The following is a 25,440-nucleotide window of genomic DNA, read 5'->3' as shown; positions in this document are numbered from 1 at the left end:
GCTTTCCCAGCTTTTAGAAAAGACGACACCTGTTACTTGTGATAACGGACGGTTTTTTACAGCACATCGAACGTCACTTGGTTGAGCGTTGGCTTGGCCCACCGGCGCTTGCCCAGTATGACCGTGGTCCCGTCGGCAAAGCCTCGCTCAAGCCGGTAGCCGAAGCCCTGGTACGTCTATCAGATGACTTCACCCGAGCGCGCCAGACGCTGACCGAGTCCGCCCCAGGGGACTACTGGAACGACACCCGCCGCCTGGCTTACCTGTTTCACTTCTTGCCACGCAATTACGCCAAGGCAGACTGGATACTGGCCGAAATGGGTCGTCACGCTCGGCTGTCCCAAGAACTTGCTGCCAAGTCTCAGTTCACCATCCTTGACATTGGTTGTGGACCTGGAACGTCCACGCTGGCAACTTTGAACTTTTTGGCGGCGCTGCGGCCGGCTGCCTTCCGGGTTCAGGTTGTTCTGGTGGAAGCTTCGGCGGTGGCGCTCCGCGAAGCCAACCACCTTCTGCGGCAAGCGGCTGACTGGCTCAATGCCGAACGCCGTGAGGCAATCACCATTCAGATCACGCCGCACACTGGCGATGCCAGGCTGATTGGGCAATATCCACCGCATGCCGCCGCCGACTTCATTTGGCTGTCGAATGTCCTGAACGAATTTTCTGCTGTTTCCGGCGCAGCGTCAGCGTGGGTTGTGGAGTTGGCCCAAAAAAAACTTGCCCGTGACGGTAGCTTGTGCGTCATTGAACCGGCTCTGCACAACACGGCGCGCGCGGCCATGGAATTACGTGACGCCCTGCTTTCGCGCGATTCAACTTGGGGTATCTTCGCCCCCTGCACAGCGGATGGCCCGTGTCGGATGCTTGCCGAGCGTCCGGCGCGCGATTGGTGTCATGTTGCGCTGGTCTGGAAGCTGTCACCGCTTGTCGAACAACTGGACCGTCTGACCGAGCTGCGCAGTCGCGTCCAGAAGTTTTTTTACTTCGTGCTGCGGCAAGATGGGAAACGCGCTGCCGAGCCACGCCAAGGCTGGTCAGCCTGGCGCGTCATTGGTGATTTACAACGCGAGAAAGGAAGGGAAAAGCGGCTTGTCTGCGGCCCTGACCGGTGCGCCTTGCTGACACGCTTCAAGCGTGATCGGCAATCAGAAAACGCCGCCTTTGGCGCGGCTCTGCGGGGCGATATACTGTGGCTTTCAGCCTCGCCTGCACCCTTGGCCGAGGGCCTGAGACTCTTGCCAGGTGCGCGCGTCGAGCGTCAATCTCCAGCCGAGTAAAAGAGCATGCCAACGCTTCGGATTATCAACGGAACACTGCTCACGGGCGGCCCAAATCATGGCGTCCTGGCTGGCGATCTCTATGTGCGGGACGGCCGTTTGACGCATATCGGCGTGGTTCCACCAACAGCCGACGAGACCCTGAACGCCCAGGGCTGCGTGGTCATACCTGGCTTCGTTCAGTCGCATGTTCACCTGTGCCAGACCCTATTTCGTGGGGCGGCGGATGACCTCGAACTGCTTGACTGGCTGAAAACCCGCATTTGGAAGTTTGAAGCTGCCCACACGCCCGAGAGCCTGCGGGTTTCGGCACAGTTGGCGGTAGCCGAAATGATGCGTGGTGGCACAACCTGCGCCATGACCATGGAGAGCGTTTACCATACCGAGGCGGCACTCGACGTTGTGGCGGAAAGTGGCTTCCGGGCGGTTGTGGGCAAATGCTTGATGGATGCCGGCGATGACGTTCCAGCCGGACTACGTGAAACCACCACGCAGGCCCGAACCGAGTCGGCGCGTTTGGTCGAGGCGTGGCATGGCCAAGCCGAAGGGCGAATTCGCATTGCCTTTGCGCCTCGTTTCGTCCTGTCGTGCACGGAATCACTCTTGTGCGACATCGCGGCGCTGGCGCGTGAAAACAATGTCACCATCCACACGCACGCTGCAGAACATCGGGATGAGGTGGCGCTTGTCGAGCGCCTGACCGGTCGGCGGAACCTGGCCTACTTGCACGCTTTGGGGCTGACCGGCCCACATGTCGGCATCGCTCACTGCATCTGGCTCGATGAAGCAGAGTTGGCCATTCTGGCCGAAACCGGGACACATGTGCTGCACTGCCCGTCGTCGAATCTCAAGCTCGGCTCCGGGATTGCTCCAGTTGTGGAAATGCTAGAACGAGGCATCTCGGTCTCGCTTGGCGCAGATGGCGCACCCTGCAACAACCGGCTCGATGCTTTCACGGAAATGCGGACGGCGGCCCTTCTGCAAAAGATGCGCCGTGGCGCGCAGAAGCTAACGGCTCTGGATGCCTTTCAAATGGCAACCTGGCACGGCGCGCGGGCGCTTGGGTTGGAGCATGAGATTGGTAGCCTTGAGGTTGGCAAGGCGGCCGACGTTGCAGTGGTCACGCTTGATACGCTCCACGCCGCGCCCCACCCTGACCCGCTTTCCGCTTTGGTTTATGCGGCGACGGCAGCCGATGTGCGGCATGTGGTGATTGCCGGCCGCGTGGTCGTGCGGGACGGTGAACTCCTGGCGCTTGAGGAAAACAGCATCAAAGCCGCGGCCCGGAAGGCCTTTGCTGATATAGCAGCCCGCGCGGCGCTTGGCTGAACGTCTGCCGGATGCTTAGGTCCGCGGCTCTCGTGGTTCGGTTTGCGCCGCCGTCAACCACGTTTGCGCCGCGTCCAGGGTGTCGAAGGCGATGGTTTCAAGCGCCAAGGTTTCGGCCTGCTCCCTCGAAAGTTGGTCAATCTGAGCAGCCATGCCTTCTGGAAGCGCGCCGAAGCGACGTTCGAGGAGTGTTCGGGCCAGCCGCACAGCTTCGAGGCGGCTACCCTGTTCAACCCCGCGTTCGATGCCTTGTGTCAGACCACGCTCGATGATTTCTTGATAGATTACAGACTCTCGCATGGCTTCTTCTCTGAATAAGGTTCGGATTAGGGTTCGCTCAAAGCGCAACCCGGCAAGCACCTGCACGCAGGCTGATACATTAGCGCGTTTATCGGGGTCTGTCAGTTGCTCGACACGCGCTGCCGCCTGCTGAAGCAAGACCTCGCCGGAGTCAGCTTTTCCCAAAACGGCCAGTGGAAGCAAAGCGTCATCGGCTAAGAGTTCTTCAGCCGGTTTTTCCCAGAGTCGCAAGACGTGAAACCCGTGGCGGGTCGCGCCGGCGGAAAAGACATCCGGCATAAGCTGCGCGGCTGGGCTTGGCTTGAGCAACACGACAACTTGACGCGCTGGCGAGCGGTAGCGTCGAAATAAACGTACCCAGTAGTCGAGCATCCGAAACGGTAGTGGGGGATCAGAGGTTGGATCAAGGTGAAACTCGATGTGGAGCAGCGTGTCGGCTGCCCGGATGAAGGTGACGAAATCCGCGCGAATCGGTTCGATAGGCAACTCGGTTTTGAGTACTTCTACCGTGCCGGTGTCTGCTTCGCCGGGAATTTCTGGATAATGCCTGGCAAGCCAGCGGACAAATGCCCCTGGGTAGGTTTCCGCCAGGTATTTGCACAGGTTGTCATAAGCCATTGCGGCCTCACGTCAGCAGTTCCGGTTCGATTTCGGTCAGGACGGTTTGAAGCGCATCAATCAGTTCATCAATTTGCGCGGTCGAAACCGCCAGTGGCGGCATCAGGACGATGACGTTGCCGAGTGGTCGCAGCAGGACGCCGTAATCACGGCAGCGGTTGGTGACGTGATAACCAACGAGCTGCTCTGGCGGAAAGGGTGTTCGCGTGGCGCGGTCGGCTACGAGTTCGATGCCCACCATGAGTCCGCGCTGCCGAATATCTCCAACAAGCCGCAACGGACGAAGTCTGTCCATCTGCTCGGCAAGGTAGTTGGCGATGGCGCGAACGTGTTGGAGTGTGTTGTTTTGCTCGAAAAGCGCCAGATTCGCCAACGCTGCCGCGCAGGCAAGTGGGTTGCCGGTGTAGGTGTGTCCGTGGAAGAAGGTTTTGAAGTCGCCCGCTTCGCCTAGAAATGCCGCGTAGATGGTTTCTGTCGCCAGTGTCGCGGCAAGTGGTAGATAACCACCCGTGAGGCCTTTGGCAATGCAGAGCAAGTCGGGAGCAATACCCTCCGCCTCACAGGCAAACATCCAGCCCGTTCGACCAAACCCGGTGGCCACCTCGTCGCAGATGAGCAAAACATCATGCTGTGTACACAGTTCACGGACGCGCCGGACGTAGCCTTCAGGTTGAGCTAGCATACCGGCCGCACCCATCATGATTGGCTCGATGATGACCGCGGCAATGTCATCCGCTTGGTCGGCCAACACCCGTCCAAGCTCCTCAGCGCAGGCCATACCACAGGTTGGGCGTTCAAGTTTCAGTGGGCAGCGGTAGCAATGGGGTTCCGGGGCAGTCAGCGCCTCGAACAAAAGAGGCCGGTAAATCTCATGGAATAGTTCGATGCCGCCTACCGAGACAGCGCCGACCGTATCGCCATGGTAGGACTCGCGCAGATGAACAAACTTTGTTTTCCGTGGGCGCGGGTCAGGGCGCTGCCGCCAGTACTGAAAGGCGATCTTGAGCGCGACTTCAACAGCGGTTGAACCAGCATCGGAGTAGAAAACCCTGGTTAGCCCCGGTGGCGCAAGCTGCACAAGCTTGGCGGCAAGTTCAATGGCCGGCGCATGGGTAAGCCCTAGAAGTGTCGTATGTGCGACTCTATCAAGCTGGTGGCGAATAGCCGCATCGAGTTCGGGCGTCCGGTGGCCGTGGGTCGTCACCCATAGGCTGGAGACGCCATCCAGGTAGCGACGGCCTTCAAGGTCATACAAGTAACACCCTTCGGCGCGCTCAATAATGAGCGGCTGCGACCTTTGCCAGCCTTGCATTTGGGTGAACGGATGCCAGAGATGAGCTTTATCAAGGCTTTCCAAGCGTGTCTTGGTGGATTCAAGGTCGGGTTCGAGTGACCGTGGTTGGGACATCATGGCCAATGGGTTCTCCAGATCAGTCAAAAAACAAAGGCCACTACCCAAACTTGGGCAATGGCCTTTTGAAAAACCGATGTGTTGAAAAACTGATGTGCGCCGGACTATTCGCCGCCGTCGTTGCCAATCGCTTCCACGGGGCAAGCATCCATCGCTTCCTGGCACTGCTCCATTTCTTCGTCCGTTTCAGGTTGCTTGAAAACGTAGGAGTAGCCGCCGTCGTCATTGCGCGTGAAGTTGCTGGGTGCCGTATCACGGCACACGTCGCAGTCAATGCACTGGGTGTCAACGTAGAACATCCCAGGTGCGTTGTCTGGATACTTATCATCAACCGATGCCATCGTTTGTTACCTCATCAGAGAAGTTGATTGCCAGAACTTACAATGCCCCGGCAAGCTGGATTGTCAGGCGTTCGCCCTTTGACCGCCGGATACTGCCGACATTGTGAGGCTAGTGCAAGATTGAAAGTTTTTTCAATAGTTTTATTGAAAAAACTTCCGAATGGCTCCCAGACGCCGGCCGTGAAGTTGCCTTGTTCGACTATCGTGAACATCCGCAAGTGGCTCATTCGGTATGCTGAAAGACAGAAGCACCGGAAAATGCAGCCAAAACGAATAATTCGCGCGAGTCCATTTGACGAAGCACGGCGGCATGAATAGCTTGCGACTGCAAAATAACTTGAGAACGAACGAATCCTCTCGACCACCTATGTCTTTCGAGACCCTTATGCGCGGTGTATTCGACCGAGTTGATGGCGCCTGCGGATGGGCCTTTCTGGCCGATGATGGGGAAATTGTTTTCCGCCACACCTCTGATGACTTCGAGACGCTTCCCTTGCTGGCGGCTTATCACGGAATCACGGTTGGTAATTATCGGAGGTTTGGTTTGCGTGATCTGCTCGGCAACATCCGTACGATTGTGTGCGCCTACGATGAGGCCATCTGTGTTTTGAAGCTCTTCCCAGAGAGCTACTTTCTTGTTTTTGTTCTGAAGCGCGAAGCAAATGTTGGTTATGCCCTGTGGTTGCTCGACCAGGCGATGCCGGCGCTCCTCAAGGAAATTGAATAGCTTGCGAGACACATCCCGTTAGGCTGATTTGACCAGTCGGGCAAAGGCCCGCAGTCCATTGACAATGTCCTGTTGGTCAAAGGTGCGGGTGATCGATCGTTCGATTTCGTCACTCATCTGACCAATCCGGCTCTTGAATGACTGTTCAGCGCGCTCGATTGACTGCCGCAGGGCGAGAATATCTTGATGTGATCGGTCAGCAGTTGCTTCCAGCGTTTTCAGTTGCTTGGTGATTGTCTCGATGTGGGCGCGAATTTCGACCACATCTGACTTGACCTGCTCAAGCTCGCCTTTGAGTTTGAGGGTGTCATCGCGTGGAAACTTGGCTTCTTGTCCGATGTCAGCAAGCTTGCTGTGCAAGTAGCTGTAAGCGGCGCCAACGGGTCGAAAAACCATGGTGGCCAAGTAAAATCCGGCAAACCAGTACCCCAGTCCGCCGCGGGTAACATAAGCCAACCCGCCGATGATGGCAGCCGAAAATAGGTGCAGTGCCAGCGCTACCCAGAGTGTGGTGCGCTGCGTGCGCTGAACGTAAGCGAAGCGCTCGTCGCTGATGGCAAGCCCTGCCTCGCGCGAGCGCTCCATTTCAAACTGAACGGATTTTGCCTGGAAGTGAATATCCCAGGGAACCGTCAGGATAAGCAGGAGCCAGATGAAGCAAACCACGCCCATTCCAATATCCAGGGCAAGGCTTGGCGTTAGCGCCGGAAGTTGCCAACCAGTCAGCCAGGACGTTATGGCAAAGATAATGAGCAGACCGACAGCAATGGCAGCGGTGATAAACAGAGAACCTATGAATCGCTCGAACATCGTGCGCTTCCTCATTGGTGAAGCAGACACTCGTCCGTATTTGCTAGTCGTTCGCTAATCGGCGGTGGCTGCGGCCACTTTTTCCACAGAAGGTTTGGCTTCTGCGTCTGGGCGATAAAAGAGGATTCGTCCACAGTTATCACAGGTATGAATACCGATCCCCTGGCGGACTAGGCTGTGAACCTGGGGGCGCAACCGCATCCGGCAGGCCGAACAGGTACCGTTGATGACCTGCGACATCACATGTCCGCCCCGGAGCTTGGAAACACGGGCATAGTTATTGAGCCATACCTTCGAGAGCTTCGTCTCCATTTCCTGTCGCCGCTGACGAATGACCTCAACTTCAGCTAGGTAAGCCGCCTCAGCTTGGGCGTTCTCCGCCAGAGCCAAGTCAGTTTCAGCGCGAAGCTTTTCAATTTCTGGAGCGTAAGAAGCCACTTCGGTTTCTAGCTTGGCAATTTCGGCCCGGGCTTCGGCAATCTTGGTTTCGCACTGTGCCGCTGACTTTTTGGCCATGTCGATTTCCCGGATAGCCGTTTCGTATTCACGCTGATTGCGAACGCGCTGGAGGTCGGCCGTGTATTTGGCAAACTGGGCTTGGAAGTGAGAAAGCTCGATTTCGAGATCACGAAGACGGTGACGAACAGCGTCGAGATTGGTTTTAGCCGTACTGTAGGTGGCAATGTGGTGTTGAAATTCGGCTTCGATCCGTTCGCGTTCGGTGGCAAAGTGGCGCGTTTTGGTCTGACATTGGGCAAGTTGAAGATCGGTCTCTTGTAGGGCGACGAGCAGTTCCAAGTCCTGACTCACGGATACCTCCTATCTGGACGGGACGGAAATACGGGATTGGAGACTACTACCTTGCCCCTAGCGAAGCAAGCTACCCAGCCTTGGCTGGTTCAGCCGGTTTCCAGACTACTGTATTTCTTCAGTTGTAAGGCAAAAGCCCTCAGAGGTCACCGGTGTTCCCGTGCTTGACCAGAACTCGAAGGTCAGCGTCCGCCGGCCGTCCTCGGTGGCATATTCCAAGTGCAGCATGTCCCGTGGATGCTCGCCTGTATTCCGATAGAACCGCAAGGCGCGGGCGGCTGTAAGCCGATAGTCCTGGCCACGCCACGTCAGTTCAGTTTGTGGTTCATCCGGGTCGAGTTCAAGGGATTCGACTTCGTTATACTCCGTTGGATCAAGGGGGAAGGAGATGATCGCGCGCCCTTCCGCGGCTTGAGCGTTTGGTTTGTGAACCTCGATGAACTGCCGGCGCTCACCATCCGTGACCTCGAATTGCCAGAAAACCAGTGTTTGCCGTTCAACGTCAACGAAACGGTGGGCCTTGTCAATGGTCCATTTGCCAGGCAATGGACTCGTCTCAGCAAGAAAGATCGTATCTCCGGCGCTCAAATCCGCGAGTTGTCGGGTTCGGCGTTTTGGTGCGGTATCTTTTTTCCCAAAAAAAGAAAACCAACCCACAAAAACCCCCAAGATAGTCAGATATGGTGCGCTTTAGGTTTCACCCTAAGTGCGCATCAGCCGATCCGCGACGCGATGCAGCAGGTCGGTCACTTCAAAAGGTTTGCGCAGACAGTCTTCGGGTGCAATGTTGAATTCCGACGAAGCCAGAATTTCATCAATCTTTTCTGAAGCCGAACAAATCAGGATCGGGACTTGCCACATTTCCGGGTTATCAGCGGCACGAATGACTTCAATCAAATGTGGACCGTCAATCACTGGCATCATGACGTCCAGGATGATGAGGTCTGGCACTTGCTTTTTGAGTACGGTCATTGCCCCGATGCCATCATCCACGGACGTGACGACGTAACCAGCATGACTAAGCAATTCCGTGAGTAACTCACGGATGGATTCGTTGTCGTCCACAACGAGAATATGTTTTGGGGTCTCGGACATAACGGGTGCTTGCATTGAAAACAGAGATGTAACGTGCGGTTAGAAAAAAATGCCTTCGCGCTCCTCGAGTCCACGATCAATGAGGCGCCGAATTTCGCGCTTGACGCGATCAACTTTGCGCTGAATGACTTCATCCCGGTCATCGGGGTCGCCGCGAAAGATGAGGGGTTCGCCAAAGTAAATCCGGTACTTGGTCGGAAATGGAATCATCCCCAGTACGCCAAGCCAGGGGAAGGTGGGCGTGATTGGGAAATAAGGCATGCCGAGCAACTTGGCGAGTGGTTTGAAATCCACGAAGCTCGGAGCTTGTTCTTCGCCGCCAATGACGCCAAACGGAACAATTGGCGTGTTGGTGGCCAGCGCGAGCCGCATAAACCCCAACCCAAACCGAACCAACTTGTAGCGATCTTTCCAGACCTTGCCCGAACCACGCGCGCCTTCAGGAAAAACCAGAATCGCTTCACCTTTCTGAAGAAGGCGCTCACAATTAAGGGGGTCGCCAACAATAGCTCCGCTCCGCTGGATCAACTTCCCAATGAGTGGCGTCGTTGTGAACCACCGCTCAACCATCGCCCGACAGAGTCGTGGTGGATTGGCTTCGAGCAGCATGGCCACCGATACCATGGCCCCGTCAATTGGGAGTTGACCGCTGTGGTTGCCGATCAATAGCACTCGCCCCGGCGGAACGTGCTCGATGCCATAGGTTTGAACGCGCCAGTAGTTTCGGTAAAGTCGCGCAAAGAGCGAATAACCATAACGTGCCGTTCCAGGATGCAGTCCCCACGAGTCGTAGCCATACTCATTGACGGCAGTTGGGATTTGCCGCATTTTGGCATCTACCTCGGCATCCACAAACTGGTCGGCCAGTTTGGCTAACCATCCACTCGACGTGACCGTTGGTAGAAGCTTTCGCCGTTGCGCTCGGCGGCGCGGCCGCGCCGTCACCGTCGTCGTTTCTGTTTGTGTCTCCGACTCGGAAGCTGGCGTTGGCAACAACCGCAGGGGTGCTTCGCCATCCAGCCGCTGGATTTCAAGAACTTTTTTCCGTGGCGCGCGTTTGGGCTTGCCTACCCCCGTGACAAAGTCCGGGACGATGGCCAGTGGTGGCGGATTTGGGCGTTTACGGGGCATCGTTCATTCTCTAAGCCGCACCCAAAAGGTGGGTGTGGTTGAATCACACACAATTTCTCAGCCTTTGCAATTGCTCACCCTTTGCAAGCCGTGGCGTGAGCATAAGCCGCAATCCAAGCGCGGGGCAACGCTTTTTCAGCTCTTTCCCAAGCGTGCCGAAAGATAGCCTATTCTTTTTCTCCAGCGTTGGCATCAGGGTCGGTTGACGGAACAAACTGCAACCCATACCGCGCCCCTTCCTCAGTGATCCAGCGTTGTTGTTCACGCTCGTAGGCAGCTAATCCTTCGCGCATTTGTTCGATGATCGGGCGTGGCGTTGGCTGATCAAATGTGGCGGCTTGGGCTTCCAGCAAGTTGTGCAACGTAGTGACAAGGCGAGTTGCGCCATCATTGAATGGCCGCAACTGCTTGAGTCGCTGCCGGACAGTCACGCTGGCGTTTCTAAGCTCGGTGGGGACAGGTTGGTCAGTTTCAAGCTGCCGCAAAATCAGCCGATAAACCCGTTCTCCCTCGTTACAAGCTTCGGCGAATTGGTTGATGACCTTGTTTTCAGGAAACAGGTTAGAGCCAGCCAAAAAGCGGGCGAGCGATGGGCGCTCTCCTTGGTAGTGCCAGAACATCGCGCCAAACGAGGCCGCGACGGCTGCCACAAGCATAAGTTGACAGATACGCCAAACGAGAGGCGTTTTCTGTTCATAAGGAGGCGAGTATGGAATGAAGAGGGCCAGTCCGATGCCTGTGATGAGTCCGCCCAAGTGACCTGAGCGGCTGATGAAAGGAATTGAAAATGTGATTATCAAGTTGATCGCAAGGGTGAGCCAAACACCGCGTTGCATGGTGACGCGCACTGATGGGGGAATCTCATGACGATACTTGTAAACAAACACCAGCAGCGCCCCGAACATACCAAAGAGGGCCCCGGATGCGCCGGCTCCAATGCTGGCTGGGTGGGCAAAAAAGTAGCTCGCCACAAAGCCCCCAATCCCAGACAGGATATAGAGCAGGGTGAAACGTGCTGAACCATAGAGCGATTCAAGCTGTGGCCCGAGTACCCACAGGGCGTACATATTCACCACGAGATGCACGACCCCAATGTGCAAAAACATTGGAACCACCAGCCGCCAAACTTCGCCATTGGCTATGAGCTTTTGGTTGCAGGCTCCAAAAGCGGTCAGCACGTCTGGGTCGGTTGATCCCCCGGCAACCGCCGTTAGCAGAAACATGACGAGATTGATCCCTATCAGTACGTAGCTAACCGGCGAGCGGCGAAAAAATACCGCCTCAACAAAACTGGCGGCGCGCTGGCGCTCCCGCCGTTCCTGCTCGACTTCAGGGGGTAATGCGCCACACTCCAGGCACCGCAGCACGGTATTGGGCGTGAGCAATCCGCATTGGTGACAAACTCGCAAAGGGCGCTCAGTCGTGGTTTCCATAGGTCCTAGTCCACAAGGTACTTCGCTTGTGCCCGGTACTGCTGGTCCACAGCTTCGAGGAAGGATTCTGGGGTCGGTGGTGGCGAGACGCCAAGCCGACGACTGAGCGAATCAGCAATCCGGGTCGCTATCCAGGGGCGCAGCTTTTCGGGCAGGGTTGACCGACGCAGCAGAAAGCGTTCAACCGCTGCCACGTCGTCCGTTGTCAGGGCGCGGATGTTTCCAACGTCATAGGCGGTTGCTTGTGGGCGAAGTTGAATATCGGCGGCGTGAGACCTCAGCACGTGCTCCAGGCTGGGCGTCGTTCCCAGACGTTCCTTGACCACGACGGTTCCGGCGACCAAGTCGCCCAATCGGCGCGCTTCGCGGTGAAGCATGATGCTCATGACGCCGAGAGCGTAGCCACTCGGCAGAAAGTCTATGCTGCGGAGGACGTTTCTAACGAGCGCTTCAAAGAAGCCAATCGGCCGTCCGTCAATCCGAATGACTCGAAGCCGCAGCCATCGCTTGCCTGGCGTTTGACCGTTCCACCAGGCTTCAAAGACTGCAAAGTACCCAAAGTGAATGACGAATGACACCAGGACGAACAGTGCGAGCAGCCATAACTCGATGGAACGACTCAACCCAACGGCGCGAATTAACTCAAGTTGTTCCACGAAGACGCGGAGTGTATTGACCGAAACCAGGAGTAAAAGCAGCACCACGAGTTGGAGCAGGTGGTCAATCAGGGCGGCGAAGAAGCGGCTGCCAATGTTGGCCAGCGCAAACCGTAGCTCCACGCGCTCTGGGGTTTCGATGATGAGTTGGTTATCAAGACGCATGATCGGGTGATGCTGCCGTCCACAGCCGTCGCTTGGCAAGTCACCAATGGCAGCAGCTCCCCTTGTGAGCCACGTCGGGGAACGCGCGTGGTGCCGGCGCGTTCCCGTGACGCCCGGTTACTGGCCGTCGTCAAAAAAGGTTTTGAGCTTACGACTCCGCGAAGGATGACGGAGCTTGCGCAGGGCCTTGGCCTCGATTTGGCGAATCCGCTCGCGGGTCACGGAGAAGTGGCGTCCGACTTCTTCCAGCGTTCGCTCCTGTCCGTCACCATCCAGCCCGAAGCGCATCTTGAGAATTTGCTCCTCGCGTTGGGTGAGCGTTCCAAGTACCTCTAGCGTGGCCTCGCGCAGCCCCTTGCCAACGATCATTTCGGCTGGGTTGAGGCTGTTCCGGTCTTCGATGAAGCTACCCAGGTTTGACTCGCCATCGTCACCAATCGGGGTTTCGAGGCTGATTGGTTCCTGCGCAATTTTCAGCGCCTGCCGAACCTTGACAACTGGCAAGTCGGTGCGTTGAGCGAGTTCCTCATGGGTCGGTTCGCGCCCAAGTTCCTGCACCATCAGGCGAGCCGTACGCACAATCTTGTTGATGGTTTCAACCATGTGGACGGGAACGCGAATCGTGCGCCCTTGGTCGGCAATGGCGCGCGTGACCGCCTGGCGAATCCACCAGGTAGCGTAGGTGGAAAACTTGTAGCCGCGCCGGTAGTCAAACTTCTCGACGGCACGCATCAAGCCGATGTTGCCTTCCTGGATGAGGTCCGAGAACTGCAACCCACGGGAGCGATTGATGTAGTTTTTGGCAATCGAAACCACGAGTCGTAGGTTGGCTTCGATCATCTCGCGCCGAGCTTTTTCAGCTTCCTGGGCTGCGGCAAAGATTTTCCACAGTGAGTCTTTGATGCGGCTGGCTGGTTCGAGATAGCGCTTCTCGATGTCGGCAATGACTTTTTGCGCCTGCTCAATTTGGGCTTGGACTTCGGCTTGATCTACCCGCACTCGGCGTCGTTTGTTGGTCAGTGACTCCTGAGCCTTTTTGATCTTGTGCTCGGCATCTTGAATCTGCCGCACAATCTGCCGAATTTGATTGTTGAATCTTTGTCGCACTTGGTCAGAAAACAGAATGCCACGGATGAGCCGTGATAGCTCGACTCGCTTGCGCAGGATGAGCCGCCGCCGCTGCTCTGCCTTGCGCGGGCTGCGCTTGCGTTCCTTTTCAACCTTGGCGGCTTCCTCCCGGATATGGGCAAGCGCGTGGGCAATGACCTGAAACCGCTCGATGGTCTCCACGAGGTAACGCTCTTCGTTTTCAAGCGTGATGTCTTCGGCGTCAGAGTCAGAGGTGTCAATAACCTGACGAATACCGAGTTTGCGTTCCTTGAGTTGTTCGGCGAGTTCTTCCAAGTATTCAGCCACAATCAGTGACCGGGAATGAGCTTTGAACAGGCGAAGGCGTCCGCGCTCGATGCGTTTGGCGATGTTGACCTCGTCTTCACGGGTCAGGAGCGCGACATTACTCATCTCGCGCAAATAGAGTGTCATCGCGTCCAGTGAGCGGTCACTTTCAGACGCTGATAGGTCAGGCTGAGGGGCGGCGTTGCCGTTTTCGGCATCTTCGGTCGCCTCTTCCGCTTCCTCGGTATCCTCGGCTTCGCTATCTAGGATGAAGTCATCTTCTTCCGAAGCCGTGGAGTCTATTTCCGCGAGAAATTTTTCAAGATCAAGGGTTGGGAGGGCGTCGCCGGCAGTCGGGTCGGTGTCGCCGTCCATTAGATTTTCTTTGAGATCGAGTCGCATGGCTTTGTAGGTCGGGTGGGGCTGGAAAGTACTTGCTCTTGTTACCGTGATGGGTAAATTACATCAGCCTTCGTAAAAATACGCTACATCCTCGTCCGGGCAAACTTACTTTCGGGAATTATTTAGGCGCGAGCGTCTCCAAGAATGATACTGGTTTCACACAAGTGTATCTGTGTGTTCTGTGACGAAGATCGCGTGCGCCAAACACCCCTCCACCAAGGGCATGGACGCTAGCCGGCACTTCCAGGTTTCCTTGTTGTCCGGTTTTTCTCCGGCTTTATCTCTACAGAGCTGAACGTTGGCTACGGTCAGGCTTTATGAAAGCTTCCGGTCCGGTTTTTCCCGCGCTCATTGTGGCGACTCGAAACGCTGGCAAGCTGCGCGAGTTTCGCCAACTGCTGAACGGGGTTGCGAACGGTGTAGTTGGTCTCGACACGTTCCCCGCGCTTCCGCCGATGGCTGAAACTGGTGTGACCTTTCAGGACAACGCGCTCATCAAAGCGCGCGCCGTTCATGCGGCGACTGGTGGATGGGTGCTGGCGGATGATTCGGGCTTGTCGGTGGATGCGCTTGGCGGCGCGCCCGGCGTGTACTCGGCCCGGTATGCTGGTGAGCAAGCGACCGACGCGGAAAACATTGCCAAGCTCCTGACCGCGCTGCGCGCTGTGCCACCCGACCAACGGACGGCACAGTTCGTTTGCGTCCTGGCGCTGGTTACAGACACCGAGGAAAGTTGTTTTACCGGTGTTTGTCGCGGCACGCTAACCGATGCTCCACGCGGTCGCGCCGGGTTTGGCTACGACCCGGTTTTCATCCCGGCGGGGGAGATGCGCACCTTTGCCGAGATGACCCTGGCGGAAAAAGCGACCTACAGCCACCGCGCCCGCGCTATCCAGGCGTTGGTTGGCAAGCTAACGAAGTAGTCATCTATCGCCTGGGCGTTTTGTTGAGCTGTGTGGTTTTCGCCGGTCATCCGCCAGCAGGTCTTGAGACGACCAGACAAGCTGGGCATGGTTGGGTTGTTACGCTATCTTTTTTGCCCACGCATCAAGGAGCGCCGCCGATGTCTTCCATTTTGTCTGAAATCTTTGACGCCGCTAAAACCGTTCGCGCCATTGCCCAGGGGATGGCGGTCACGTTGGGCTACATTCCGAAGCGGAAACTCACTCGCCAGTACCCGGACGTGCCGGTGGAGCTTTACCCCCGCTTTCGGGGTGAGCACTACTTGGCGCGTGATGAGAACGGCAAGGAGCGGTGCGTTGCCTGTTTTCTCTGCTCGGCCGCGTGTCCGGCGGATGCCATCTACATCGAAGCGGATGAAGACCTGCGCCCCTACGAAGAGCGTCCGGGCATGGAGAACCGCTACGCCCGCGTTTACAACATTGACTACGGGCGATGCATTTTGTGTGGCTACTGCGTCGAAGCCTGCCCCAAGGATGCCATCAAGCACGGCCACAACTTTGAAATGGCCGTGACAAACTTTGCCGACTTGGTCAAAGACAAGCAGTACCTGCTATCAAACTTGGAGCGTGAGAAGACGCACAACTTGACGCTTCGCAGTGACGCTTAACGCCCCGCCGCTCGAACCCACCGGGCAGGGCAAGTCACCAACTGCTAACCTCACGGTAGCAGGCTTGTGGGACAGGCAGCCTAAGCGCTGGTTGCCACGCTTGCCGCATTTTCTTGCGCGTCTTCTTCCTTCTGTGACTGGTAATGTGCCAGCAACGCCTTCCCTTCGCGGCTGCGCGGATCAATGGTTCGCAGGTGCTTGTTGCCAACCATTTCCCAAATGGCTGTGACGACGCCATTTTTCTCAACGGCGCTATAGGTTTTCTGCTCTGGGCTAATTTCCGACTGAGCTACTTCCGACATAGGGTAAAACGCAATCCAACCTGTTTTGTGTAAGATGTCGCGCTTTTCAAAGCGCGAAGTGGTATCTTCCCATGCGAGTTGAAGGCATGTCCAGAACGCTCTGAACTTTTCTCCCGAAATCGTTGCCCTACAAGCTGGGAACTGCCTGTCTGGTGACCGGTTGCATGGTTGATTGCAGGTTTGAAGGAGGTTGATGGTGATATGTCTATTCGCTGTCCAATCTGTGGCGCTGAAACGGCTTGGACTGGCAATCCGACCCGCCCATTTTGCTCTGAGTCCTGCCAACTGCGTGATCTGGGCAACTGGCTGACTGAGCAGTACGCCATACCGGCTGCGGACACTACGCCGCCGTCGGATGGCACACCCGTTCCGCCAGATGGGCCAGAACCCTGACTATCGCCTGGATGGCCCTGACAGTTGGTAGCTAGTCAAGCGAGATAGAAGACCGGTCGCCGGTTGGTGGTGGCAGCCACCTAGCAGCTTGCCGGTGCTGGATACACACTCTGGAAACATACCTGCATGTAAACTGGTCATAGTCTGGTGGTGGCTTGCCCGCCCTTCTGACGCACTGGGAAAGGATAACCGCGTACGCCATGACCGTCCCTATCGCTTCATCCGGGCTGGCCGATTTAGCGCGTGCCGAGCGCGACTTCCGGTTTCTTATCCAGTGTTTTCGGGAGGTGCTGGCTGAAACCGGCGCGGCCGAGTTAGCGCGTGACTTGCCCGTAGATGAAACGCAGTCCCCAGGAGCTGCCGGCCACGAGCGCTTTGTTCAGGCCTGCTCGATTGTCTTTCAGTTGCTCAACATGGCCGAGGAAAACGCCGCTGCCCAAAATCGGCGGGCGCTCGAAGCCAGTGCCGGTTGCGCGGCCGAGCCGGGCCTCTGGGGTGCGGTGCTGCGCAAGCTGGACGCGCAGGGAATCGCGCCGGCTGACATCGCGGCCCTCTTGCCTCAGATTCACGTCGAGCCGGTACTCACGGCGCACCCAACCGAGGCTAAACGAGCGACGGTTCTCGAACATCACCGGCGGCTTTACCTGCTGCTGGTCAAGCTTGAAAATTCCGTTTGGACGCCCAACGAACGCCGCGCCATTCGAGATGACATCAAGCGTGAACTGGAACGCCTGTGGCGTACCGGCGAAATCTACCTTGAAAAGCCAACGGTTGCCGATGAGCTGCGCAACGTCCTGCATTACCTGACGACGACATTGCCGGAAGCTATCGGCTGGCTTGACCGCCGTTTGCTCGATGCCTGGGACGAGCTGGGGCTGGATACTGGCGCCCGTCTAGCTTGGCCGGGGGGACTCCCGCGCATCACATTTGGCACCTGGATTGGCGGCGACCGTGATGGCCATCCTCTCGTCACGCCTGAAACGACCCGTGAGGCGCTCCTGACGCTCCGGCAGGCAGCGTTGGAACTGCTTCGCGTCCGGCTGCGCGAGTTGGCGTCCCGCATCAGCCTGTCCGACCGCCGCCAGTCCCCGCCGCCGACGTTGACGGCCTACCTAGCAGCCGCCCAAGCCAGCCAGGACCCGGCGCTTCAGGCGGCATTGGCGCGCAATCCCTATGAATCGTGGCGGCAGGCGGTCAATGTCATCTTGGCGCGCTTGCCAGATGGCGCAGCACAGCAAACCTATGCGACGGCGGAAGCCTTGGCGACTGACCTGCGCTTGCTGGGAGCCGCGCTTCGGGCCGTTGAAGCCCGGCGCCTGTGTGAAACCGACGTGTGGCCGCTCCTGCGGCTGGTCGAAACCTTTGGCTTCCACCTGGCCGTTTTGGACGTACGGCAAAACAGCGCCATGCACGAACAAGCCGTGGCGGAGTTGCTTCAGGCGGCCGGCGTGGAAGCCGACTATACCGCCTGGGATGAGGCGCGCCGCTGTGCCTTCTGGGATGACGAACTCAAACGCGCGCGGCCGTTCGCCGTGCCGGGCGCACCGTTGGGCGATGCTGCTGAACGGGTCGTCGGCGCGCTCCGAGTCCTCGCCGAACATGGTCAGCGGTATGGTTGGGCTGGGCTTGGCGCGTTGATTGTGAGCATGACACGCGCCACATCTGACTTGCTGGCCGTTTACGGACTCGCCCGCGAAGCCGGACTGGCCGTGCTGACCCCGGACGGGCTGGTTTGTCCACTGCCGGTTGTGCCGTTGTTTGAGACGCTCGATGATTTGAAGCGCAGTCCATCTATCTTGGCGAGCTTTCTGGATCACGCAATGACGCGCCGCAGCCTTGCCTGGCGGCAGAGCGCCGGACAACCGCCCGTGCAACAGGTCATGATTGGCTACAGCGATAGCAACAAAGACGCCGGGTCAGTGGCCAGCTTCTGGGGATTGTACCGCGCCCAGCAGGCGCTGGCTGCCGTGGCGGAGACGCGCGGGGTTGCGCTCCGCTTTTTTCACGGACGCGGTGGGACGCCGAGCCGCGGCGCCGGACCGACGCATCGCTTCCTCAATGCGCTCCCACCCAAAGCCGTCTCAGGCCGCTTGCGTCTCACCGAACAAGGCGAGACCATCTCGCAAAAGTACGCCAACCTCATCACGGCGACCTATGAACTTGAGTTGCTCACCGCCGGCCTGCTGGAAACCTATGCGCTGGCGCGGCAGTCCGGGGAACAACCCCACCCACTTGAACCGACGCTGGATAGACTTTCCGAAGCCAGTGTTCAGGCCTACCGAATGCTCATTCAAACGCCGGGTTTTCTGGAGTTTTTTGCCCACGCCACGCCGATTGACGCCATCGAGGCCAGCCGGATTGGTTCGCGGCCGGCCCGGCGAACCGGGAAGCGAACGCTCGCCGACCTCCGCGCCATTCCGTGGGTGTTCAGTTGGAGCCAAGCGCGTTTCTTCCTTTCGGGATGGTATGGCCTTGGCACTGCGCTTGATGATTTGGCGACCCACCATCCAGAAGCGTTTGCCCAACTTTGCCACGCCGCCATGCGGTGGTATCCAACGCGGCTGCTGCTGATGAATGCCGGCAGTCAACTCCTGCTGGCGGATGCCGCGTGGATGCGGGCCTATGCCGAGCTTGTTCCCGATGCGACCGTCCGGGCGTCCGTGCTGGATTTGGTTCTGGCGGAATTCGAGCGGACGCGCCGGTGGATTGAACAGGTCTTTGGCGCGCCGCTGACAGAACGGCGACAGCGAACGGCACTCAGCATGCAGCTTCGGCGGGCCGGGCTAACCGCCCTTCACCAGCGGCAAATCGAACTGCTCGCTGCCTGGCGCGCGGCGCGCAGCTTGCCGGACGATGCCCAAAGTGAATCGCTCCTGGTGGACTTGCTCCTGACGGTCAATGCCATTTCGAGTGGCTTGAAAAGTACCGGTTAGCGCTGAAGCGCCCGGTGCGGATAAAGCCTAAAAACAAAGGGCTGTCCGCCAGATTTGCTCTAGTTCAGCGACCGGCTCATCGAGAACGATTTCTCCGTCGAGCCGGAGTTTGAGCCGGTTTCCGCGAACGACGCCAAGGGGCTGGCAGGGAACGTGATAATCGCTGCACAGCGCCTCCACCGCGTCTCGTTGGTGCGCCGCGACCACGACGATCATCCTCCCTGGCGTCTCGCCAAACAAAAGTGCGGTGTGGGATAGGGTCGGGGGGAGCGTTGAAAGCTCCAGGTCCAGGCCGGACATCGTCTTGCCGTGGGCTGAAAAGCACAGCTCGGCCAGTGCCACCAGTAAGCCTCCGTCCGAGCAGTCGTGTGCGGCCGTCCACAGCCGCCGCCGCGCCCCCTCTAGGATGCACTGCTGAAGCTGCCGCTCGGCGCTGAGGTCGAGCTTGGGCAAGGGCCCGACCACGATACCGAATCGCTGACGGATGTATTCCGTGCCGCCCAGGTCTTCGTCCGTCGTGCCGAGCAGATACACCGCCTCGCCTTCAGTCAGGGTGCGGGGTGAAATGACGGTGCGGGCATCTTCAATCAACCCAACCGCTCCGATGACTGGGGTCGGGAAAACGCCCCGGCCTTCGGTCTCGTTGTAGAGGCTGACATTGCCGCTCACAATGGGCGTTTCAAAGGCGCGCGCCGCCTCGCCCATCCCAGCAATGGCTTCACGGAGCTGCCACATGACTTCCGGGCGTTCGGGTGAGGCAAAGTTGAGGCAGTTTGTCAAACCAATCGGCTCGGCACCGACAGCAACGAGGTTGCGGCAGGCTTCGGCAACGGCAAGGGCTGCGCCTCGACGTGGCTCCAGCGCTACGTAGCGTCCGTTGCCATCGAGCGTCATGGCGACCGCCTTGCGCGTTTCCTTGATGCGAATGACGGCGGCATCCGCCCCCGGCAGCACGATGGTGTTGGTGCGAACCATGTAGTCGTACTGCCGGTAGATGCTGTGCCGGGAGGCCAGGTTCGGCGAGCCGAGCAGCCGCCGTAGGTCATGCTTGAGCTGAGGTTCTGAAACTTGCCGCGCTGCAAGCGGAAAGGCCTGATTCAACTCGGCTTCGCGCGCGGCTGTCCGGGTGGCGTCATCGGCAATCCAGTCGGAAGGCGGCGCGGCCGGGCGCTCATAACGCGGCGCGTCATCGGTCAGAAAGCGATTGGGAATGTCGGCTGCCAGTTGACCGTGATGATACACGCGCAGCCGTTGGGTATCCGTGACGCGCCCCACGACAACGGCCGAGAGTCCCCACTTGGCAAAAATTTCCTGCACTTCGCGTTCCCGCCCACTGTCGGCGACCAGCAGCATGCGCTCCTGCGATTCGGACAGCATGATTTCGTAGGGCGTCATGCCGGCTTCGCGCTGCGGAACGAGCGACAGTTCCAAGTCAATGCCGGTTCCGGCGCGTGCGCCCATCTCACAACTCGATGAGGTCAGCCCGGCGGCGCCCATGTCCTGGATGCCCACGATACAGCCAGCGCGCATGGCTTCCAGGCAGGCTTCGAGTAGGAGCTTCTCACAGAATGGGTCACCGACTTGAACCGTTGGGCGTCTGGCCAGCGCGTTGTCGTCAAACTCAGCCGAAGCCATGGTGGCGCCATGAATGCCGTCGCGTCCGGTTTTCGCGCCAACGTACATGACCGGGTTGCCGATCCCAGTCGCCTTGCCCAAAAAAATCTGATCGTAGCGGACGAGGCCCAAAGCAAAGGCATTCACCAGCGGGTTCAGCGTGTAACAATCCTCAAAGTACAGCTCGCCACCGATGGTTGGGCATCCGAAGGCGTTACCGTAGTGAGCAATGCCGCGCACGACGCCATCCAGGAGCGCCCGATTGCGTGCGCCGGACTGGGGCGCATCAAGGAAGCCAAAGCGGAGGGAGTTGAGTAGGGCGACGGGACGCGCCCCCATCGTGAAGACATCCCGGAGGATCCCACCCACGCCCGTGGCCGCGCCTTGAAAGGGTTCGATGAAGGATGGGTGGTTGTGGGACTCGATTTTGAAGGCAATACACCACCCATCGCCAATGTCGAGGATGCCGGCGTTTTCGCCCGGACCCTGGACGACGCGCGGCCCGGTGGTGGGTAATGTCTTGAGGTACAGACGCGAGGACTTGTAGGAGCAGTGTTCCGACCACATGACGGAAAAAACCCCTAACTCGACGAGCGTTGGTGTCCGCCCGAGAAGCTGGCGGATGGTGGCGTACTCTTCGGTGGTCAGGCGGTGGAGGGCGAGGAGTTCAGGGGTAATGACAAGCTCTTGTGTCGGTTCAGGTGCGGAAGCCATGCGCCGGCAATCTCCCAACGGTGAGGTTTTGCAATCTCAAAGCTGCTGATTGTAGCGAGCCTGGCACATTTGGGCGAATGGTTCGCTTTTGAAATGAACGTTTCACGTGAAACGTCAGGTCGTGATCTGGCTTTCGGCTGGCTTCGGTGGCAAGTCAGCCGGTGTTGGTGACCGGGTAGCGGCTTTCGCTGCTTCCGGCGCTACGGTTTCGACTTGCCCACTGATATGGGCGCCGGCGTCAACCGTCAGGACCGGTGCGCGCACGTTGCCAATCACCCGGCCCGTTTCGTGAATGTCAATTCGCTGGCGGGCGTAAACGTCACCGCGTACTTCGCCATCAATTGCTGCGCTGCCGACCAAAACATCGCCTTCAACGCAACCCTCTCGCCCAATGCAAAGGTGTCCATCCGTTGAAGAAACGCTGCCCAAGATACGTCCCTCGACCGTGATGCTGGCTAAAAAGGACAACGCGCCACGGATTTCCGCGTCCTTGGGGATGAGTCCGCCGGGGCGTCGGTCGTCGCGCTTGCCAAACATCGCTGCCTACCTGCCTTTCACTGCTGCCATTGTCATCCGAGGTCAGTTGTCACCAAGCCGGAGAAGTCGGTTGTACAGGCGATCCAGGTCTTCAGTCCCGTAGTATTCAATCTCAATGCAGCCGCCACGCCCGCGCCTGACGATGCGTACTTTCGTGCCCAGCAACTTCGATAATTTCGACTCGGCAAATTTGACGTTCGGGTCGGTCGGGTGAACGCCACCCAGGATGACCGGTTCACCACGAAGAACCCGTTTGACGAGGCGTTCTGTCTCACGCACGGAAAGCGCGCGTTCGATGACGCTTTCTACAACGCGCCGCTGAAGGGTGTCGCTGTCCAGCGCAAGCAGTGCACGCGCGTGTCCGGGACTGAGCAGGCGTTCCTCGATGAGCTTCTGAATGTCGGACGGCAAACGAAGCAGGCGGATGGCGTTGGCAATCGTGGCACGGTCCTTGCCCAGCCGGGCGGCCGCCTGTTCCTGGGTCAGGCCCAGTTCATCCATCAGTCGCCGGTAGGCCTGGGCTTCTTCGATGGGCGTCAGGTCTTCGCGTTGAATGTTTTCGATGAGCGCCAGCTCCAGCACACGGTCATCAGGCACATCGCGCACAACGGCTGGAATGCGATGAAGTCCGGCCCGCTGGGCCGCGCGCCAGCGCCGTTCACCAGCAATAATCTGAAACCCTTCACCCTGCCGGCGGACGACAATGGGTTGCAGCACGCCATGTTCCCGAATGGATTGCGCCAGCTCTTCGAGTCGTCCCTCGTGAAACGTGGCGCGGGGCTGTTCGATGTTGGGAATGACGCGCTCGATGTCGAGTTCAAGCAGTTCTTCGCCGGTTTGCGGCGGGCGTTCAGGAAGCAGCGCGCTCAGCCCGCGCCCAAGCGCCCTTCTGGTTGTCATGCGAGATGACCTCCTTGGCGAGTTGCAGATAGGCATTCGCCCCCCGCGACTTGATGTCGTAAAGAATGATCGGCTTGCCGTGACTCGGCGCTTCAGCCAGTCGGATGTTGCGGGTAATGACGGTTTCAAAGACCTGTTTGCCGTAGAAATCCCGTAGATCCGCCATGACTTGGTTGGAAAGGTTGGTTCGCTCGTCAAACATGGTGAGCAAGAAACCCTCAACTGCCAGGGTTGGATTGAAGCTCCGCCGAATGCGCGCCAGGGTGTCGAGCAGTTCGGAAACGCCTTCCAACGCGAAGTACTCACACTGGATGGGAACCAGAACCGAGTCGGCTGCGCTCAGGGCATTGATGGTGAGGAGTCCTAAGCTGGGCGGACAGTCAATGATAATGTAGTCATACTGCGCTCGGCAGCCTTCCAGGATGCGCCGCAGCACAAATTCCCGGTCGTCGAGGCTGACCAGCTCGACTTCGGCCCCGGAAAGATTGCGATCGGCGGGGGCGACGTAAAGCGCCGGCAGTTCGGTGGTCTGGATGATATTGGTCAGCGGTTCGTCCAGAATGAGGACGTGGTAGAGCGTTCGTCGGACTGCGCCACGGCGGATACCAACCCCGCTGCTGGCATTGGCTTGTGGATCGGCATCCACCAGCAGTGTCCGTTGGTCATTAACGGCCAAACTTGCCGCCAGATTGATGGCGGTAGTGGTTTTACCAACGCCACCTTTCTGGTTGGCAACGGCAATGATCTTCCCCATGCCGTCCCCCTTGCTCGCGCTGAAATGTGAAACGTGAAACACGCGGCGACGCGGTCGGGTGTCTTCCGCGAACCGCCTGCGCGGCATTGTAGCGTAGCAACGCCGACGGCGTAAAAGGATTCGTTCACGAAGGGGCTAGTCAGCACGCCGGGTCAGGATAGACACCACTCGTTGCGCGCCGGTTGGGAGGTGATAGAGCGGATGAACTCGCCAACCCGGAAGCCGCTGCCGCGCGAGTGCCTCGGCGTCGGCTTGCCCTAGCCAAAAAGCGGCGCTGACAAACGGCGACAAGCGCAAAAGACGAGGAAGCTTTTTAGGTCCGTCCTCGACTGCGCGCGCCAGCAACCCGAACGTTTCACGTGAAACGTCAACGCCACAGTCCGCCAGAACCCGGAGCGCCGTGCCTGGCTCGAATTCCCCGGCATGCACCTGAACTCGCCCGGTCAACCCTAGCTCGCTGACACACCGACGAAGAAAGGCGGCCTTTTTCGCTCGACGCTCGGCCAACACCAACCGCCAGGCGGGGCGCGCCACCGCGAGCGGAAGGCCTGGAAAGCCGCCGCCGGAACCAACGTCCACCCACCAGGTCGGCATGTTTCCCGTGAAACATGGCAGCGCCGCCAGGATGTCCAAGTAGTGCCACCGCGCGGCTTCCGCCGGGCCAATCAATCGCGTGAGGTTAAGGTACGTGTTGGTTTCCCCCAGCAGATGGTAGTGCTTGACGAGCTGGGCAATCTGTATGGTGTCAAGGGCAACGCCGCAGACTGTCAGGACTTCGCGCAACGCTGTCTGAAAGGCAGGAACATCCGTTTCCGCCGTAAAGCTCCGGCGGAACGGACGGTCGCCGTCCATCGCATCCGATCCAGCTTGGAACTCATCTGCCATGGTTGGCGCAATACCAGGCATAGGTTGCGGCAATTCCCTCCCGCAAAGGGATTCGCGCCCGCCAACCCAGCGCATGCAGGCGAGACACATCCAGGAGCTTGCGCGGCGTTCCGTCGGGTTTTGACAGGTCATACACAATGTCGCCCTGGTATCCGACAACGTCGCGGATCACCGCCGCCAACTCGGCAATCGAAATGTCCTCACCGACACCAACGTTGATGAGATCGCTGCTCTCATAGCAACGCATGAGAAACAGCGCCGCGTCCGCCAAGTCATCCACATGTAGGAACTCCCGGCGCGGCGTTCCCGTGCCCCACACCGTAACGGTCGGCGACTGGGTCACTTTGGCTTCGTGAAACTTCCGTAGAAGCGCTGCCAAGACGTGCGAGGCACTGAGGTCAAAGTTATCGCCTGGCCCGTACAAGTTAGTTGGCATCAGTGAAATAACATTGAAACCATACTGTTTTCGATAAGCTTTGGCGAGTGTGAGTCCAGCAATTTTGGCAACCGCGTATGGCTCGTTGGTCGGTTCGAGCGCCCCGGTCAGCAGGCAGTCTTCCGGCATTGGTTGTGGAGCGAACTTGGGATAAATGCAGGACGAACCGAGAAACAGCAGCTTACGGACGCCGGTTTGGCGCGCCGCTTCCATCACGTGAGTCTGTATCAAGAGGTTATCCCGGATGAAGTCGCCGCCATAGGTGTCATTGGCCAAGATGCCCCCGACCTTGGCCGCCGCCAGGAACACGTAGTCTGGACGTTCAGCCGAGAAAAACGCTTCCACATCAGCCTGGCGTGTCAAGTCCAGCTCGGCGCGTGTTCGTAGCAGCAAGTTGGTAAAACCTTCTGCCTGGAGCTTACGGACAATGGACGAGCCGACCAATCCACGATGTCCAGCAACATAAATCTTGGCCTGTCGTTCCACGGTTCAATCCTCT

General features: G+C 58.5%; 25 protein-coding genes. 7 read left to right on the top strand and 18 right to left on the bottom strand.

Features of this window, described 5'->3' with window-relative positions; all coding sequences use genetic code 11:
- Window positions 1-38 precede the first annotated feature (38 nt).
- Together J8C06_RS11145 and J8C06_RS11140 are read left to right on the top strand one after the other, a co-directional pair.
- Window positions 39-1,280 carry a small ribosomal subunit Rsm22 family protein gene (locus tag J8C06_RS11145; protein ID WP_211428759.1) on the top strand — a complete coding sequence of 414 codons (1,242 nt, stop codon included), beginning with the start codon at window positions 39-41 and terminating at the stop codon, window positions 1,278-1,280.
- A gap of 6 nt (window positions 1,281-1,286) precedes the next feature.
- A complete protein-coding gene (locus J8C06_RS11140; protein ID WP_211428758.1) occupies window positions 1,287-2,609 on the top strand; it encodes a 5'-deoxyadenosine deaminase in 1,323 nt (440 codons plus the stop codon).
- Between the two features lie 15 nt (window positions 2,610-2,624).
- On the opposite strand, the gene J8C06_RS11135 is transcribed toward J8C06_RS11140, so the two are convergent.
- The 3 genes from J8C06_RS11135 to J8C06_RS11125 form a co-directional block, all read right to left on the bottom strand.
- Window positions 2,625-3,527 (bottom strand): DUF4351 domain-containing protein, encoded by a 903-nt coding sequence (locus tag J8C06_RS11135; protein ID WP_211428757.1) that lies wholly within the window; start codon window positions 3,525-3,527, stop codon window positions 2,625-2,627.
- Window positions 3,528-3,534: 7 nt separating this feature from the next.
- Window positions 3,535-4,938 carry an adenosylmethionine--8-amino-7-oxononanoate transaminase gene (gene bioA / locus J8C06_RS11130; RefSeq protein WP_246602039.1) on the bottom strand — a complete coding sequence of 468 codons (1,404 nt, stop codon included), beginning with the start codon at window positions 4,936-4,938 and terminating at the stop codon, window positions 3,535-3,537.
- Between the two features lie 104 nt (window positions 4,939-5,042).
- On the bottom strand, window positions 5,043-5,279 hold the full coding sequence (locus J8C06_RS11125; RefSeq protein WP_211428756.1) for a ferredoxin: 237 nt from the start codon (window positions 5,277-5,279) through the stop codon (window positions 5,043-5,045).
- Window positions 5,280-5,664: 385 nt separating this feature from the next.
- On the opposite strand from J8C06_RS11125, the gene J8C06_RS11120 reads away from it, so the two are divergent.
- Window positions 5,665-6,006 (top strand): hypothetical protein, encoded by a 342-nt coding sequence (locus J8C06_RS11120; protein ID WP_211428755.1) that lies wholly within the window; start codon window positions 5,665-5,667, stop codon window positions 6,004-6,006.
- Window positions 6,007-6,024: 18 nt separating this feature from the next.
- Here J8C06_RS11120 and J8C06_RS11115 read toward each other — a convergent pair whose 3' ends face one another.
- The 8 genes from J8C06_RS11115 to rpoD all read right to left on the bottom strand — a co-directional run bounded on the left by J8C06_RS11115 (window position 6,025) and on the right by rpoD (window position 13,903).
- Window positions 6,025-6,816, bottom strand: a complete 792-nt coding sequence (locus tag J8C06_RS11115) for a hypothetical protein (protein WP_211428754.1) — start codon at window positions 6,814-6,816, stop codon at window positions 6,025-6,027.
- A 54-nt stretch (window positions 6,817-6,870) separates the two neighbouring features.
- Complete coding sequence (locus J8C06_RS11110; RefSeq protein ID WP_211428753.1) at window positions 6,871-7,626, bottom strand: zinc ribbon domain-containing protein; 756 nt, start codon at window positions 7,624-7,626, stop codon at window positions 6,871-6,873.
- A 105-nt stretch (window positions 7,627-7,731) separates the two neighbouring features.
- The gene (locus J8C06_RS11105; RefSeq protein ID WP_211428752.1) at window positions 7,732-8,172 is read right to left on the bottom strand and encodes a DUF4178 domain-containing protein; all 441 of its coding nucleotides are present in this window, start codon (window positions 8,170-8,172) and stop codon (window positions 7,732-7,734) included.
- Between the two features lie 156 nt (window positions 8,173-8,328).
- Entirely contained in the window at window positions 8,329-8,721 is a 393-nt protein-coding gene (locus J8C06_RS11100; RefSeq protein WP_211428751.1) for a response regulator, read from the bottom strand.
- 39 nt (window positions 8,722-8,760) lie between these two features.
- Window positions 8,761-9,852, bottom strand: coding sequence for a lysophospholipid acyltransferase family protein (locus J8C06_RS11095; protein WP_246602038.1), 1,092 nt, complete (start codon window positions 9,850-9,852; stop codon window positions 8,761-8,763).
- 167 nt (window positions 9,853-10,019) lie between these two features.
- Complete coding sequence (locus tag J8C06_RS11090) at window positions 10,020-11,285, bottom strand: rhomboid family intramembrane serine protease (protein ID WP_211428750.1); 1,266 nt, start codon at window positions 11,283-11,285, stop codon at window positions 10,020-10,022.
- A 5-nt stretch (window positions 11,286-11,290) separates the two neighbouring features.
- On the bottom strand, window positions 11,291-12,106 hold the full coding sequence (locus tag J8C06_RS11085) for an RDD family protein (protein WP_211428749.1): 816 nt from the start codon (window positions 12,104-12,106) through the stop codon (window positions 11,291-11,293).
- Between the two features lie 117 nt (window positions 12,107-12,223).
- A complete protein-coding gene (gene rpoD / locus J8C06_RS11080; RefSeq protein WP_211428748.1) occupies window positions 12,224-13,903 on the bottom strand; it encodes an RNA polymerase sigma factor RpoD in 1,680 nt (559 codons plus the stop codon).
- Between the two features lie 317 nt (window positions 13,904-14,220).
- On the opposite strand from rpoD, the gene rdgB reads away from it, so the two are divergent.
- Together rdgB and J8C06_RS11070 are read left to right on the top strand one after the other, a co-directional pair.
- Window positions 14,221-14,826: an RdgB/HAM1 family non-canonical purine NTP pyrophosphatase gene (rdgB, locus tag J8C06_RS11075; RefSeq protein WP_211428747.1), complete on the top strand. Its 606-nt coding sequence runs from the start codon at window positions 14,221-14,223 to the stop codon at window positions 14,824-14,826.
- Window positions 14,827-14,966: 140 nt separating this feature from the next.
- Window positions 14,967-15,473 (top strand): NuoI/complex I 23 kDa subunit family protein, encoded by a 507-nt coding sequence (locus J8C06_RS11070; RefSeq protein WP_211428746.1) that lies wholly within the window; start codon window positions 14,967-14,969, stop codon window positions 15,471-15,473.
- A gap of 80 nt (window positions 15,474-15,553) precedes the next feature.
- Here the strand turns inward: J8C06_RS11070 and J8C06_RS11065 are convergent, their stop codons facing one another.
- A complete protein-coding gene (locus tag J8C06_RS11065) occupies window positions 15,554-15,775 on the bottom strand; it encodes a hypothetical protein (protein WP_211428745.1) in 222 nt (73 codons plus the stop codon).
- A 201-nt stretch (window positions 15,776-15,976) separates the two neighbouring features.
- On the opposite strand from J8C06_RS11065, the gene J8C06_RS11060 reads away from it, so the two are divergent.
- On the top strand, window positions 15,977-16,168 hold the full coding sequence (locus J8C06_RS11060; RefSeq protein ID WP_211428744.1) for a DNA gyrase inhibitor YacG: 192 nt from the start codon (window positions 15,977-15,979) through the stop codon (window positions 16,166-16,168).
- Window positions 16,169-16,368: 200 nt separating this feature from the next.
- The gene (locus J8C06_RS11055; RefSeq protein ID WP_211428743.1) at window positions 16,369-19,101 is read left to right on the top strand and encodes a phosphoenolpyruvate carboxylase; all 2,733 of its coding nucleotides are present in this window, start codon (window positions 16,369-16,371) and stop codon (window positions 19,099-19,101) included.
- Between the two features lie 27 nt (window positions 19,102-19,128).
- Here J8C06_RS11055 and purL read toward each other — a convergent pair whose 3' ends face one another.
- From purL to fcl, 6 genes are all read right to left on the bottom strand, one after another.
- On the bottom strand, window positions 19,129-21,429 hold the full coding sequence (gene purL / locus J8C06_RS11050) for a phosphoribosylformylglycinamidine synthase subunit PurL (protein ID WP_211428742.1): 2,301 nt from the start codon (window positions 21,427-21,429) through the stop codon (window positions 19,129-19,131).
- Window positions 21,430-21,543: 114 nt separating this feature from the next.
- Window positions 21,544-21,966 (bottom strand): bactofilin family protein, encoded by a 423-nt coding sequence (locus J8C06_RS11045; RefSeq protein WP_211428741.1) that lies wholly within the window; start codon window positions 21,964-21,966, stop codon window positions 21,544-21,546.
- Window positions 21,967-22,008: 42 nt separating this feature from the next.
- Window positions 22,009-22,866, bottom strand: coding sequence for a ParB/RepB/Spo0J family partition protein (locus J8C06_RS11040; RefSeq protein ID WP_211428740.1), 858 nt, complete (start codon window positions 22,864-22,866; stop codon window positions 22,009-22,011).
- A complete protein-coding gene (locus tag J8C06_RS11035) occupies window positions 22,817-23,620 on the bottom strand; it encodes a ParA family protein (protein ID WP_211428739.1) in 804 nt (267 codons plus the stop codon). Before J8C06_RS11035 ends, J8C06_RS11040 begins: the two co-directional genes overlap by 50 nt.
- A gap of 135 nt (window positions 23,621-23,755) precedes the next feature.
- On the bottom strand, window positions 23,756-24,526 hold the full coding sequence (locus J8C06_RS11030; RefSeq protein WP_246602037.1) for a 16S rRNA (guanine(527)-N(7))-methyltransferase RsmG: 771 nt from the start codon (window positions 24,524-24,526) through the stop codon (window positions 23,756-23,758).
- The gene (gene fcl / locus J8C06_RS11025) at window positions 24,495-25,427 is read right to left on the bottom strand and encodes a GDP-L-fucose synthase (RefSeq protein ID WP_211428738.1); all 933 of its coding nucleotides are present in this window, start codon (window positions 25,425-25,427) and stop codon (window positions 24,495-24,497) included. Before fcl ends, J8C06_RS11030 begins: the two co-directional genes overlap by 32 nt.
- Window positions 25,428-25,440 lie beyond the last annotated feature (13 nt).

Origin of the sequence: Chloracidobacterium validum (assembly GCF_018304825.1) — a bacterium.
Taxonomy (GTDB): Bacteria; Acidobacteriota; Blastocatellia; order Chloracidobacteriales; family Chloracidobacteriaceae; genus Chloracidobacterium; species Chloracidobacterium validum.
This window is presented reverse-complemented; position numbering and strand designations above follow the sequence as displayed.